12 protein-coding genes are annotated in these 12,281 nt (G+C 71.3%); 5 read left to right on the top strand and 7 right to left on the bottom strand.

Features of this window, described 5'->3' with window-relative positions:
• Positions 1-53: 53 nt before the first annotated feature.
• Entirely contained in the window at positions 54-1,007 is a 954-nt protein-coding gene (locus ACIBAG_RS28665; protein ID WP_399108792.1) for a methionyl-tRNA formyltransferase, read from the bottom strand.
• Between the two features lie 99 nt (positions 1,008-1,106).
• Between ACIBAG_RS28665 and ACIBAG_RS28660 the strand changes: the two genes are divergently transcribed.
• On the top strand, positions 1,107-2,426 hold the full coding sequence (locus ACIBAG_RS28660) for a lysine N(6)-hydroxylase/L-ornithine N(5)-oxygenase family protein (RefSeq protein WP_399108952.1): 1,320 nt from the start codon (positions 1,107-1,109) through the stop codon (positions 2,424-2,426).
• A 5-nt stretch (positions 2,427-2,431) separates the two neighbouring features.
• Here the strand turns inward: ACIBAG_RS28660 and ACIBAG_RS28655 are convergent, their stop codons facing one another.
• From ACIBAG_RS28655 to ACIBAG_RS28645, 3 genes are all read right to left on the bottom strand, one after another.
• The gene (locus ACIBAG_RS28655) at positions 2,432-3,025 is read right to left on the bottom strand and encodes an isochorismatase family protein (RefSeq protein WP_399108791.1); all 594 of its coding nucleotides are present in this window, start codon (positions 3,023-3,025) and stop codon (positions 2,432-2,434) included.
• Between the two features lie 91 nt (positions 3,026-3,116).
• Positions 3,117-4,952 (bottom strand): glycoside hydrolase family 15 protein, encoded by a 1,836-nt coding sequence (locus ACIBAG_RS28650; RefSeq protein ID WP_399108789.1) that lies wholly within the window; start codon positions 4,950-4,952, stop codon positions 3,117-3,119.
• 263 nt (positions 4,953-5,215) lie between these two features.
• A complete protein-coding gene (locus ACIBAG_RS28645; RefSeq protein ID WP_399108787.1) occupies positions 5,216-5,995 on the bottom strand; it encodes a DeoR/GlpR family DNA-binding transcription regulator in 780 nt (259 codons plus the stop codon).
• A gap of 152 nt (positions 5,996-6,147) precedes the next feature.
• Here ACIBAG_RS28645 and ACIBAG_RS28640 point away from each other — a divergent pair, with 152 nt between their 5' ends.
• Both ACIBAG_RS28640 and ACIBAG_RS28635 read left to right on the top strand, forming a co-directional pair.
• Entirely contained in the window at positions 6,148-7,029 is an 882-nt protein-coding gene (locus ACIBAG_RS28640; RefSeq protein ID WP_399108786.1) for an SIS domain-containing protein, read from the top strand.
• Positions 7,030-7,095: 66 nt separating this feature from the next.
• Positions 7,096-7,959 carry a ketose-bisphosphate aldolase gene (locus ACIBAG_RS28635; protein ID WP_399108785.1) on the top strand — a complete coding sequence of 288 codons (864 nt, stop codon included), beginning with the start codon at positions 7,096-7,098 and terminating at the stop codon, positions 7,957-7,959.
• On the opposite strand, the gene ACIBAG_RS28630 is transcribed toward ACIBAG_RS28635, so the two are convergent.
• Together ACIBAG_RS28630 and ACIBAG_RS28625 are read right to left on the bottom strand one after the other, a co-directional pair.
• Entirely contained in the window at positions 7,925-8,710 is a 786-nt protein-coding gene (locus ACIBAG_RS28630; protein ID WP_399108784.1) for a class I SAM-dependent methyltransferase, read from the bottom strand. The two genes, ACIBAG_RS28635 and ACIBAG_RS28630, sit on opposite strands and share 35 nt — an antisense overlap.
• A 30-nt stretch (positions 8,711-8,740) precedes the next feature.
• Complete coding sequence (locus ACIBAG_RS28625; protein ID WP_399108951.1) at positions 8,741-9,874, bottom strand: methyltransferase; 1,134 nt, start codon at positions 9,872-9,874, stop codon at positions 8,741-8,743.
• A 78-nt stretch (positions 9,875-9,952) separates the two neighbouring features.
• Between ACIBAG_RS28625 and ACIBAG_RS28620 the strand changes: the two genes are divergently transcribed.
• Together ACIBAG_RS28620 and ACIBAG_RS28615 are read left to right on the top strand one after the other, a co-directional pair.
• On the top strand, positions 9,953-10,594 hold the full coding sequence (locus ACIBAG_RS28620; RefSeq protein ID WP_399108782.1) for an alpha-ketoglutarate-dependent dioxygenase AlkB family protein: 642 nt from the start codon (positions 9,953-9,955) through the stop codon (positions 10,592-10,594).
• Between the two features lie 36 nt (positions 10,595-10,630).
• Positions 10,631-11,869, top strand: a complete 1,239-nt coding sequence (locus tag ACIBAG_RS28615) for an ROK family protein (protein WP_399108780.1) — start codon at positions 10,631-10,633, stop codon at positions 11,867-11,869.
• Here the strand turns inward: ACIBAG_RS28615 and ACIBAG_RS28610 are convergent.
• Complete coding sequence (locus ACIBAG_RS28610; RefSeq protein WP_399108779.1) at positions 11,866-12,258, bottom strand: nuclear transport factor 2 family protein; 393 nt, start codon at positions 12,256-12,258, stop codon at positions 11,866-11,868. The genes ACIBAG_RS28615 and ACIBAG_RS28610 overlap by 4 nt on opposite strands.
• Positions 12,259-12,281 lie beyond the last annotated feature (23 nt).

The following is a 12,281-nucleotide window of genomic DNA, read 5'->3' as shown; positions in this document are numbered from 1 at the left end:
CTTTGAATCGAGCGTGAGTTGACGTTTCGTCATCGAACTTCGATCTTCTTCGGTCAGGGGCGGGCGGTGAGATAGCCCCCCATCGTGCGGAAGTAGTCGGTCGCCGCGTGCTCCGTGCCGTCGTCGGTGCGCAGTCGCTTGATGAGCAAACCGGGGTGACGGCCCGTGTGGGCGTCGGTACCGGCCACGACGACCACGCCGTCACCCTCCTTGATGAAGATCCGGCCCGGAGTGCCGCCGTAGCGGCCCTCGGAGACGGCGGCCGAGACGATCCTGATCCGCTGTCCGCGATGGAACGTGTAGGCGTTGGGGTACGGGTCCGACTGCGCCCGCACGAGCCGCTCCAGGCGCTCCGCCGGCCAGCCCCAGTCGATACGGCTGTCCTCGAGCGAGCGCTTGTGGAAGAAGCTCGCCCGGCTGCGGTCCTGCGGCTGCCAGTGGCTGGTGTCCTTGCCGGAGGCGATGAGGTCGAGCGACTCGCGCACGATGGGGGCGATCAGGTCGACCGTGCGGTGGAACAGGTCGGTTGCCGTGTCCGTCGGTCCGACCACGACCGAGCGCTGCACCAGGATGTCGCCCGCGTCCAACTCGGCGTTCATGCGGTGCGCGGTGACACCGACGCGCTCCTCGCCGTTGATGAGCGCCCAGATGATGGGGGAGAAGCCGGCGTAGGCGGGCAGCAGCGAGTCGTGGACGTTGAGCGTGCCGTGCGGGGGCAGGTCGAAGAGCTCGGGCGGCAGCCAGGTGCGCCAGTTGTTGGCGACGAGGATGTCGGGCCGTGCGTCACGCAGGGCGGCCAGGAGTTCGGGGTCGTCCGGGCGGTTGCGCAGGAGTACGGGGACGTCGTTCTTCTCGGCCAGTTCGGCGACGTTGTCGTCCCAGATCTTCTCGTAGGCGTGGTCGCTCTTGGGGTGCGTGACCACGAGGACGACCTCGTGGTCGGAGTCCAGCAGGGCCTGGAGTGTGCGGTGGCCCCAGGTCTGGTAGCCGAACATGGCGACGCGCATGCGGTTTTCCCCTTCGGCAGGCTCCATTGCAAGGTAAGGCTAACCTTATCTAACATGTGGCTGCCTGAGGGAGGCGATGCCACGGTGAAGTCACCGCTCATGGGATCGGACACCACGGACACGGCCTACGACGTCATCGGAATCGGTTTCGGGCCGTCAAATCTCGCACTGGCCATAGCGATTGACGAACACAACGCGAACCTTCCGGCCGACCGTCGGATCAACGCCCTTTTCCTGGAGCGGCAGCCGCGTTTCGGCTGGCACCGGGGCATGCTCATCGACGACGCCACGATGCAGGTGTCGTTTCTCAAGGACCTGGTGACGCTGCGCGATCCGGCCAGCGACTTCAGCTTCCTGTGCTTCCTGCGCGAGCGCGGCCGGCTGATCGACTTCCTGAACCAGAAGACGCTCTTCCCGCTGCGGGTCGAGTTCCACGAGTACTTCGAGTGGGCCGCCGAGCGGGTGCGCCATCTCGTGGCGTACGGCCATGTGGTCACCGCCGTCGACCCCGTGCGCGACGGCACGGGTACGGTGACCCACTTCGACGTGGTCTGCCGGGACCCGCAGCGCCCCGGCCGCACCGTCACCCACCGGGCCCGCGACCTCAGTGTCGCGGTCGGCCTGGAACCCCATGTGCCGCCCGGCGTCGAACTGTCCGAACGCGTCTGGCACAACAGCCAGTTACTGCCCCGCGTCGCCGAACTCGCCGCCGCGGGAACGCCGGTACGCCGCGCCGTCGTCCTCGGCGCCGGGCAGAGCGCCGCCGAGACCGTCGACTTCCTGCACCGCTCCTTTCCGGACGCGGAGATCTGCGCGGTGTTCGCCAAGTACGGCTACACCCCGGCCGACGACAGCCCGTTCGCCAACCGCATCTTCGACCCGGAGGCGGTGGACCTGTACTTCGGCGCGCCCTCCGAGGTCAAACAGTCCCTCTTCGACTACCACCGCTCCACCAACTACTCGGTCGTCGACATGGAGTTGATCGAGTCCCTGTACGCGACCGCGTACCAGGAGAAGGTCGTCGGCCGCGAGCGGCTGCGCTTCCTCAATGTCTCCCGCATCCGTGACGTCGGGCGGCGCGGGGACGGCGGGCTCGATGTCACGGTGGAGTTCCTGCCGACCGGTGAGCAGCAAGTCCTCGAGGCCGATGTGCTCGTACACGCCACCGGGTACCGGCCCCGCGACCTCACCGCCCTGCTCGGCGAGGGGGCGAAGGTCTGTCTCCGGGACGACGGGGACGCGATCCGGGTCTCCCGTGACCATCGCGTGGAGACCGCTCCCGATGTCGCCGCGGGGATCTATCTGCAGGGGAGCACCGAGCACACCCACGGCCTCACCTCGACCCTGCTGTCGACCACCGCCATCCGCGCCGGCGAGATCCACCGCTCCCTGCTGGCCCGCCGCGCGGCGCCCGTCTGAGCCGGTCAGACCGCCTCCGCCGCCGGCACCGCGGGGTCGAAGGCCGCCGCCACCCGGTCCGTGGACGTCACCGCCCCACATGTGTCCGCCACCCACTCCAGCGCGAACTCATGGGCCCCGGCCGACGTATCGGCGACGGCGTCCGCGACGACAAAGGGTTCCAAGTCCTGGACCCACGCGTCGGCGGCGGTCATCAGCACGTCGACCCGGGCGAACAGCCCCGCGATCACGACCTGATCCCGCTTCAGGTCGCGCAGCCGGCTGTCCAGCCGGGTCCGGGCGAACGCGCTGTGCTTGCGGGCGGTGAGCACGGCGTCCCCGGTGCGTGGTGCGACCTGCTCGGCGAACGCCTCGCCGTCCCTGTGCGCCGAGTGGATGACGGGCACGCCCGCGGTGTGCGCGGCGCTCACCAACCGGCCTGCGTTCGCGAGGAGTTGGGTGACCGGGGCGGCCTCCTGCTCCAGTAGGCGCACGAAGCGCCTCTGTAAGTTGAGAACCAGGAGTGCCGCCCGGCTCTGGTCGAGGTCCCACCCCGTGGTGTCGTCGGGCAGCATCGAGGGGGTCGGCATGAGGTACGGGAAGATCGAGCCAGGCGTCATCTCGGGTTGCCCTTCGGGAGAGTCGGGGAACCCTACTTAGGTTAGCCTCGCCTAAGTTGGATGTCTGCTTGCTTTGCCGTGTGAAGTGCCGTCATCCCAGCGCGCGGTCCAGGTTGAAGGCCGCGCTGATCAGGGCGAGATGGGTGAACGCCTGGGGGAAGTTGCCCTGTTGCTCGCCGGTATGGCTGATCTCCTCGGCGTACAGGCCCAGATGGTTGGCGTACGTCAGCATCTTCTCGAAGGCGAGCCGTGCCTCGTCGACCCGTCCGGCCCGCACCATGGCCTCGACGTACCAGAACGAGCAGATCGAGAACGTGCCCTCGTCCCCGTGCAGGCCGTCGGGGCTCGCCATCGGGTCGTAGCGGTAGACCAGCGAGTCGGACACCAGCTCCTCGGTGAGGGCGTCCAGGGTGGACAGCCACTTGGGGTCGGTCGGCGCGATGAACTTCGACAGCGGCATCATCAGCACCGCCGCGTCGAGCACGTCGCCGTCCTCGTGCTGGACGAAGGCCTGCCGCGTCTGCGACCAGCCGCGCTTCATGATCCGCCGGTAGATGGTGTCCCGGCACTCCCGCCAGCGCGGCAGATCGGCGGGCAGACCGCGCCGGTTGGCCATGCGGATGCCCCGCTCGATCGCCACCCAGCACATCAGCCGCGAGTACAGGAAGTTCTTGCGGCCGCCGCGGGTCTCCCAGATGCCCTCGTCGGGCTGGTCCCAGTTCTCGCACACCCACTCCACCAGCCCGCACACGTCGTCCCACTGGTCGCTGGAGATGGGCTGCGCCCACTTGTCGTAGAGGTAGATCGAGTCGATCAGCGCGCCGTAGATGTCGAGTTGGAGCTGGTCGGCGGCGGCGTTGCCGACGCGCACCGGGGCGGAACCGAGGTGCCCTTCCAGGTGGTCGAGTTCGTACTCGGGCAGGTCGGCGCGGCCGTCGATGCCGTACATGATCTGCAGCGGGCCGGCGTGGCAGCCGTCGCCCCGGCTGACGTGCCGGGTGAGGAAGCCCATGAACGCCTCGGCCTCGCTCGTGAAGCCCAGCCGCAGCAGGGCGTACACGCAGAAAGCGGCGTCGCGGATCCACACGTACCGGTAGTCCCAGTTGCGTTCGCCGCCGAGCTCCTCGGGCAGGCTCGTCGTCGGCGCGGCCACGATGGCACCGGTGGGCGCGTAGGTGAGCAGTTTCAGGGTGAGCGCGGAGCGGTGCACCATCTCCCGCCAGCGGCCCCGGTACTTGGAGGCGGACAGCCACTTCCGCCAGTACGCGACCGTGCTGTTGAACTGCTCCTCGGCCTCGGCCCGCGCACACCGGCGCGGGGTCACCTCGCCACCGACCCGGTCCAGCGCGAACACCGCCGACTCGCCCTGGGAGAGCTTGAACTCGGCGCAGGCGTCCAGGGCGTCGACCTCCAGGGGCACGGTCGCGGTCAGCCCGAGCGACAGCTTCTCCGACTCGAAGACGGCGACGTCGCCGACCATCCGGACGGCGTGCCGCTGGGCGCCGTACTCGAAGCGCGGCGCCACGCGCGTACGGAACGGGATGGACCCGCGCACGCACACCACGCGCCGGATCAGCCGGTGGCGTTCCGCCTCGACCGAGTCGCCGTCCACCGGCATGAAGTCCTGCACCTCGCCGACGCCGTCCTCGGTGAAGAACCGCGTGATCAGGACGTTGGTGTCGGGAAAGTAGAACTGCTTGGTCTTCGCCGGCACCGCGGCCGTCAGCTCGAAGCAGCCGCCCCGCTCGGCGTCCAGGATCGCCGCGAAGATACTCGGCGCGTCGAAGGACGGACAGCAGTACCAGTCGATCGTGCCGTCCGTCCCGACCAGGGCCACACTGCGCAGGTCGCCGATCAACCCGTGCTCCGCGATCGGCACATACCGCGACGCCGCCGGTCCGCCGTGGTCGATCGGTGTCGTGCTCATCGCAGCCTCCCTGGCCCGCCATGCGCCTCGCTCCCAGCGTAGGTGGAATCGGGCGGACTGGTAGCGGGGATCGGGATCCGGGGCCGGGTTCGTGAGGGGGATCGGGCCGGCGATCGGGAGCTAGTGGGGCATCGGAGGCGGGGCGGGTGATCGCGGGCAGGCGGGTGATCGCAGGCGCGCCCGGGAAGGCCGCTTGCGATCCGGAGCTGGGAAGGCCGTTTGCCATGCGGACCCGGGAAGGCCGTTTGCGATCCGGGCCGGGATCAGACCGTGATGACCCTCAGCCCCGCGTCCTCGAAGCGCGCCACTGTCTCCGCCGTCGCCGCAGTGTCCGTGACCAGGGTGTCCACCGCGTCGGCTCCGCAGATCCGGGCGAACGCCCGCTGGCCCAGCTTGCTGGAGTCCGCCGCCACGATCACCCGCTCGGCCCGCTCGCACAGCAGCCGGTTGATCGCGGCCTCCGCCTCGTCGTGCGCGGCGGCGCCGTGCTCGGCGTCGAGCGCGACGACGCCGAGCACCGCCACATCGATCGTGATCTGAGCCAGCACCCCGTCCGCGAGCGGCCCGATGAGCTCGTACGACTGCGGACGGGCGACCCCGCCGGTGACCACGATCTTGAACTGGGGGCGCACGGCCAGCTCATTGGCGATGTTGAGCGCGTTCGTGACGACGGTCAGCGCGGGCGAACCGGAGGCCAGGTCGCTGCGCACCGCCAGGGCGCGCGCCACTTCGGTGGTCGTCGTACCGCCGGTCAGCCCCACCGCCTCGCCGGGCGCGATGAGCTCGGCCACCGCCTTGGCGATGCGCTGTTTCTCGGAGGCGTGCCGGGCCGTCTTGTAGCGCAGCGGCAGTTCGTACGACACCCCGTGCACGACGGCGCCGCCCCGCGTGCGGACCAGCATCTGCTGCTCGGCGAGCTGGTCGAAGTCGCGGCGGATCGTGGCGGCCGACACCTCGAGCTCGGCGGCCGCCTCCTCGACGTCCAGCCGGCCCCGCTCGACGAGCAGCTCCAGCAGCGCCTTCCAGCGCGCATCGCGCGACATCCGCCCTCCATTCCTCGATCTCCGGTGACCTTAGCGCACACCCTTCCGCTCGAATGCTTGATTCTGCTCGAAAGCTCGCTATATCTTGCAGGAACAAGCAAGGAAGGCGGCGAGAAAACCATGAGGCTCATCGGAAGCCGGAGGGCGGCGGCATGACACATGTCGAGGACGAGCTCAACAGCCAGCCCGAGTGCTGGACACGCGCCGCGGCGCAGGCGGCCGGCCTCGGCGGAGTACTGCCGGTGCCGGGGGAGCGGGTGGCGGTGGTCGGCTGCGGCACCTCGTACTTCATGGCGCAGGCGTTCGCCGCACTGCGCGAGGGGGCGGGCCAAGGGGAGACGGACGCCTTCGCCGCGTCGGAGTTCCCGCACGGGCGGACGTACGACCGTGTCCTCGCCCTCACCCGCTCCGGCACCACCACCGAGGTCCTCGACCTGCTGGGGCAGGTGAAGGGCCGTACCCGCACCACGGCGGTCACCGCCGACCCGGACACGCCCGTCATGGCGGCAGCGCACGACATCGTCGTCCTCGACTACGCGGACGAACGGTCCGTCGTGCAGACCCGGTTCGCCACCACCGCGCTCACCCTGCTCCGCGCCCACCTGGGCCTGCACACCGACGCGGTCGTGGCCGACGCCCGCACCGCACTCGACGGCGAACTGCCCGAAGGGCTCGTGGAGTGCGGGCAGTTCACCTTCCTGGGCCGCGGCTGGACCGTGGGGCTGGCCAACGAGGCCGCGCTGAAGATGCGCGAGGCGTCGCTGTCCTGGACCGAGGCCTACCCGGCGATGGAGTACCGGCACGGCCCGATCAGCATCACCACGGGCGGCACCGCGACCTGGATGTTCGGCGAGGCGCCCGAGGATCTGGCCGAACAGGTGCGCGCCACCGGCGGATTGTGGATCGAGGGCCGCCTCGATCCGCTCGCCGAACTGGTCCGCGCCCAACGCCTCGCGGTCGCCGTCGCGGCGGCCCGTAACCTCGACCCGGACCGGCCGCGCCACCTCACCCGATCGGTGATCCTCGCCCCCTGACGGATCCTCCGCATGCGCTGACGTGCCCCGTCACGCGCCGAGACAGGACAGGAGAAAGGACAGGCCGTGCCCCTCGTGACCACCGGCGAGCTCATCAGCAGTGCCGCCGCAGCCCGCTCCGCCGTCGCCGCCTTCAACGTCATCACCCTGGAGCACGTCGAGGCGGTCATCGCCGGTGCCGAGTCGGTCAGTTCGCCCGTCGTCCTCCAGGTCAGCGAGAACGCCGTCAAGTTCCGCTACGGAAGGCTCCTGCCGCTCGCCCGCGCGGCCGTCGCCGCCGCCGAACGCGCCGCCGTGCCCGTCGCGCTGCACCTCGACCACATCCAGAGCGACGACCTGCTGCGCCAGGCCCCGGACGCCGGGTTCAGCTCCGTGATGTACGACGCGGCCAGGCTGCCGTACGCGGACAACCTCGCCGCGACGAAGGCCGCCGTCGACTGGGCGCACGCCCAAGGTCTCTGGATCGAGGCCGAGTTGGGGCGCCTCGGCGGCAAGAACGGCGAACCGCCGCTCGACGCCCACGCCCCCGGCGCCCGTACCGATCCCACCGAGGCGCACGCCTTCGTCACCGACTCCGGTGTCGACGCCCTGGCGGTCGCCGTCGGCAGCTCCCACGCCATGACCACCCGCACCGCCACCCTCGACCACGACCTCATCAAACGCCTCTCCGCCGCCCTGGACGTCCCCCTCGTCCTGCACGGCTCCTCGGGCGTCCCCGACGGCGAACTCACCGCGGCCGTCGCGGGCGGGATCGCCAAGGTCAACGTCGGCACGGCCCTCAACATCGCCATGACCGCAGCGATCCGCGACTTCCTCGCCGCCCACCCCGAGGCCGTCGACTCACGCAAGTACCTGAGCGTGGGGCGGGAGGCGATGGTGCGGGCGGTGGCCCGGATCACCGGCGTACTGGGCCGGCCGACCGGGCCGTGAGGACCGGCTGGTAGTACCCGCTCTGGGCGGTGACGTGCCAGGTGAGGTCGGTGAAGCCGGCCGCGTCGGCGAGGTCGGTCAGCTGCCGCCGGGTCAGGGCCCAGTAGGTGGTGCGGCGGACCCGGACGTCCCAGCCGTCCGCCGCGGGGACGAGCTGGAAGTGTTCGAGGTCGTAGCGTTCGCCGTCCTCGTGCCAGTGCCACAGCTGGAAGGTGATCACCCTCCCGGTGTCGGTCCCGGACACCTGGGGCGGTGGCGCCGCGGGCCTGGTGCGCCGGACTTCGTCGTAGTCCCGCACGGTCAGGACGAGCAGTCCGTCCCCCCTGAGCACCCGCCGCATCTGTCGCAGCGCCGCCTCGACGTCCTGCCCGGTGAGCAGGTGCGGCAGCGCGTTGTCGGCGCACAGGACGACATCGAAACCGGACGGCCCGAACGGCAGTCGCCGCATGTCCGCCGCCACCACCGGCAGACCGGCCCCCCGGGCCGCCGCCTCCGCCGCGGCACGCGCGACGGCCACGGCGCTGAGATCGCTGCCGACGACCTGGTGGCCGATCCGTGCCAGCCCGATCGCCTGGGTGCCGATCCCGCACGCGCAGTCGAGGACCCGATGCCTGCCCGCGCCGAGGCGGCCGCGGATCAGGTCGTCGAACACCACCGCCTGCCGGGCCATGCCGGCGTCCCAGTCGGGGAAGATCCGGTGGTAGTCGGGGGCAAATGAGTCGTAGAACGCCCGCACAGAGGAATCAGACACGGACTCCACGGTATGCGTCCGTGACCGCGGCTACCTCTTCACGGCCTTCAGCACGACGAACTTCGGGTCGGACGCCACCAGTTGACTGTTTCCGAACAGCTTCCGCAGCTTCACGTGGTACCCGAGATGCCGGTTGCCGATCACCCACAGCTCACCGCCCGGCCTCAGCGCGCGCCGCGCCCCCGTGAACATCCGCCAGGCCGTCGAGTCGGTCGTCGCCTGGTGGGAGTGGAACGGCGGATTGTTGAGCACGAGGTCGACACTCCCGGACGGCACACCCGCCAGTCCGTCGCCGACCCGGAACTCCGCGTGCCCCGGCACCCCGTTCGCCCGGTACGTCGCCTCGGCCGAGGCCACGGCCTGGAACGACTCGTCCACGAACAGCACCTCCGCCTGCGGGTTCGCCAGCGCCACCGCCGTACCGACGACACCGTTGCCGCAGCCCAGGTCCACCACCCGCCGGGCACTCTTCCCGTCCGGCAGGTGCCCCAGGAAGAACCGGGTGCCGATGTCGAGCCGGTCGGCGCAGAAGACGCCCGCGTGATTGACGACCGTGCCCTTGGAGACCGCGCCGATGCCGTCCGGGAGCGTGTAGGTGTACGGCCACGGGTTCGCAGGCCGCTCCAACGACGGCTCGGGCGTGCAGAAGATCAGCCGGGCCTTCTTCTCGGCGAGCGAGGTGCGGGTCGGGCCGAGGATCCGCTCGAACTGCCGGAGGGTCGAGGTGTGGATCTCCTTGACCATGCCCGTGCCGACGACCACCGTGCACTCGTGCACGGACGGCGCCAGCCGCAGCAACTGGTCCTCCAGCAGCGCCAGGCTCTTCGGCACCCGCACCAGCAGGACGTCGATGCGCTCGGGAGGCGGCTCCTGCGTGGTGAGCAGCCGGACGGTGCCGGGCTCGACGCCGTGCCGGGCGAGGTTGGCGCGCGTCGCCTCCTGGGCCAGGTGGGAGTCCGTGATCTGCACCGGCCGGTGCGCCGCGAGCGCCGTGACCAGGGCTCCCCAGCGGTCGCCGACGACCACGACCGTGCCGGACAGCGGGACGTCCTGCTCCGCCAGGTGCCTGAGAAGGTACTCGTCGGAGGCGTCCCAGGCGCGCAGCCTCTCGCGAGGGTCCTCGGGGAAACGGGTCAGCGCGAGCTCGCCCCACGGCGTCGTCATACGGTCGTTCATCGTGCGTCAAGGCTAAGCGACGCGGGCCGAGCCGCAGCTCACGGCCGGTGGGGGAGGATGGGAGGCATGGACGCCGAGCTGTTCCCCCGCGAGCGTACGGAGGTCGCGCCGGGCGCCGTGCACCTGCCCGACTGGCTGGACTCCTCGCGCCAGCGCGAGCTGCTCGAAGCCTGCCGGGAGTGGGCCCGCCCACCCGCCGGGCTGCGCACGGTCCACACCCCCGGAGGCGGCACGATGACCGCCCGGCAGGTCTGTCTGGGCTGGCACTGGTATCCGTACGCCTACGCCCGCACGGTCGTCGACGGCGACGGAGCTCCCGTGAAGCCCTTCCCCGACTGGCTGGGCGAGCTGGGCCGCAGCGCGGTGCGTGACGCACTGGGCGAACCAGGGGCGCCGTACGACATCGCGCTGATCAACTTCTATGACGGGGACGCCCGCATGGGCATGCACCGCGACAGCGACGAGAGGTCGGACGCCCCGGTGGTGTCCCTGAGCCTCGGCGACACCTGCGTCTTCCGCTTCGGTAACCCCGAGACCCGGACCCGGCCGTACACGGACGTCGAGCTGCGCAGCGGCGACCTGTTCGTGTTCGGCGGCCCGTCCCGGCTCGCCTACCACGGCGTGCCGAAGGTGCAGCCGGGCACCGCACCGCCGGAGTTGGGGCTGACCGGGCGGCTGAACATCACGCTCAGAGTGAGCGGCCGGTAGGCCGCCGCACCTGCGGATCATGGGAGACTCCCCCTCATGAGCGGCAAGGCGGACCCCCGGCCGGCGGGGGAAGGGACCACCTCGAGGGCGCGGCTGGACCGGGGGCGCGGTGCGCTCGGGCCCGCGCTGGAGCTCGTGCACACCGGGCGCGCGCCCACCCGTGCCGTCCTCACCGCCGAACTCGGGGTGACCCGGGCGACGGCCGGGGCGGTCGCCGCCGAGCTGGAGGCGCTCGGGCTGATCCGGGTCGACGCCCGGCCCGGCGCGGCGGCCGGCTCGCAGGGGCGGCCCTCGCACCGGCTGGCGGTCGCCGAGGACGGGCCCGTCGTACTCGCCGCACAGGTCCACGCCGACGGCTTCCGGGCGGCGCTGGTCGGACTGGGCGGCCGTATCGTCGCCACCGCGCCCGGCTGCGAGACCGTGGACGCGGACCCGGCGAAGGTCCTCGGCTCCGTCGTCGAAGCGGGCGCCGACCTGCTGCGCACGACCGGGCGGCGCTGCGTCGGCGCGGGCCTCGCCGTCCCCTCCGCGGTCGCGGAACCCGACGGCCTGGCCCTCAACCCCCTGCACCTGGCCTGGCCCGTGGGCGCGCCCGTGCGCCGCATCTTCACGGAGTGCGTGCGCGCGGCCGGGATCACCGGACCCGCGTTCACCGGCAACGACGTCAACCTCGCCGCGCTCGCCGAGCACCGGCACGGCGCCGGGCGCGGCGCACGCGACCTGCTGTGCGTGGCCACCGGTCACCGGGGCGTCGGCGGCGCTCTCGTGCTGGACGGCCGTCTGCACACCGGCAGTTCGGGCCTGGCGCTGGAGGTCGGCCACCTCACCGTCAACCCCGAGGGCAGACCCTGCCACTGCGGCAGCCGGGGCTGCCTGGACGTCGAGGCAGACCCGCTGGCCCTCCTCACGGCGGCGGGCCGGGAGCCGGGCCCCGAGGTCTCGTTGCTGCAGCAGGCCAAGGACCTGATCCGCGACCACTACGACGACCCGACGGTCCGCACGGCCACCGAGGCCCTCATCGACCGCCTCGGCCTCGGTCTCGCGGGCCTGGTCAACATCCTCAACCCGGACCGCATCATCCTCGGCGGCCTCCACCGCACCCTCCTCGACGCCGACCCCGACCGCCTGCGCGCCGTCGTCGCCGACCGCAGCCTGTGGGGCCAGAGCGGCAGCGTCCCGATCCTCGCGTGCACCCTCGACCACAACAGCCTGGTCGGCGCGGCCGAGTTGGCGTGGCAGCCGGTGCTGGACGATCCACTGGGCGCGCTGGCCTAGGAAGCCCTCGGCGGCAGGCCCAGCTCGCGTCGCACGGTCGCGGTGTCCTCGTACACCCGCCACTCGAAGACCAGGTCGTCCGCGACGCGGGCGGTCCACAGCGCCGGGCCGGCGAGCTCGGGCCGCGAGCAGTCGGAGTACCCGGACACCACGACGACGTCGTCCCGCACGATCAGCTCGGTGAACGTGTTGCGATAGTCCGGGAAGGCCGTGAAGAAGCCGCGCCACGCGTCGAGACATGCCTGCTTCCCCTGGACGGTGCCGCCCTCGGAGTCGACGAAGGTGTGCTCCTGCGGCATCAGCGAGGCCAGGCCGGCCAGGTCACGGTCGTTGATCGCGGCGTTGAAGCGGCGGACGACGTCGACGGGATCCGGTGCGAAGTGCTCCATCACGCGACTCCTCCCGGCATTCG

Source organism: Streptomyces sp. NPDC051243, from assembly GCF_044455405.1.
GTDB lineage: Bacteria > Actinomycetota > Actinomycetes > Streptomycetales > Streptomycetaceae > Streptomyces.
The sequence above is the reverse complement of the archived record's forward strand: the minus strand, read 5'-3'. Positions and strand labels throughout refer to the sequence as shown.

Excerpts from the sequence above, each read along its gene's own strand:
- ACIBAG_RS28650 (WP_399108789.1), bottom strand. The coding sequence starts at position 4,952 with ATGAGCACGACACCGATCGACCACGGCGGACCGGCGGCGTCGCGGTAT.
- ACIBAG_RS28645 (WP_399108787.1), bottom strand. The coding sequence starts at position 5,995 with ATGTCGCGCGATGCGCGCTGGAAGGCGCTGCTGGAGCTGCTCGTCGAG.
- ACIBAG_RS28610 (WP_399108779.1), bottom strand. The coding sequence starts at position 12,258 with ATGGAGCACTTCGCACCGGATCCCGTCGACGTCGTCCGCCGCTTCAAC.
- ACIBAG_RS28625 (WP_399108951.1), bottom strand. The coding sequence starts at position 9,874 with ATGACGACGCCGTGGGGCGAGCTCGCGCTGACCCGTTTCCCCGAGGAC.
- ACIBAG_RS28620 (WP_399108782.1), top strand. The coding sequence starts at position 9,953 with ATGGACGCCGAGCTGTTCCCCCGCGAGCGTACGGAGGTCGCGCCGGGC.
- ACIBAG_RS28660 (WP_399108952.1), top strand. The coding sequence starts at position 1,107 with ATGGGATCGGACACCACGGACACGGCCTACGACGTCATCGGAATCGGT.
- ACIBAG_RS28655 (WP_399108791.1), bottom strand. The coding sequence starts at position 3,025 with ATGACGCCTGGCTCGATCTTCCCGTACCTCATGCCGACCCCCTCGATG.
- ACIBAG_RS28665 (WP_399108792.1), bottom strand. The coding sequence starts at position 1,007 with ATGCGCGTCGCCATGTTCGGCTACCAGACCTGGGGCCACCGCACACTC.
- ACIBAG_RS28615 (WP_399108780.1), top strand. The coding sequence starts at position 10,631 with ATGAGCGGCAAGGCGGACCCCCGGCCGGCGGGGGAAGGGACCACCTCG.
- ACIBAG_RS28640 (WP_399108786.1), top strand. The coding sequence starts at position 6,148 with ATGACACATGTCGAGGACGAGCTCAACAGCCAGCCCGAGTGCTGGACA.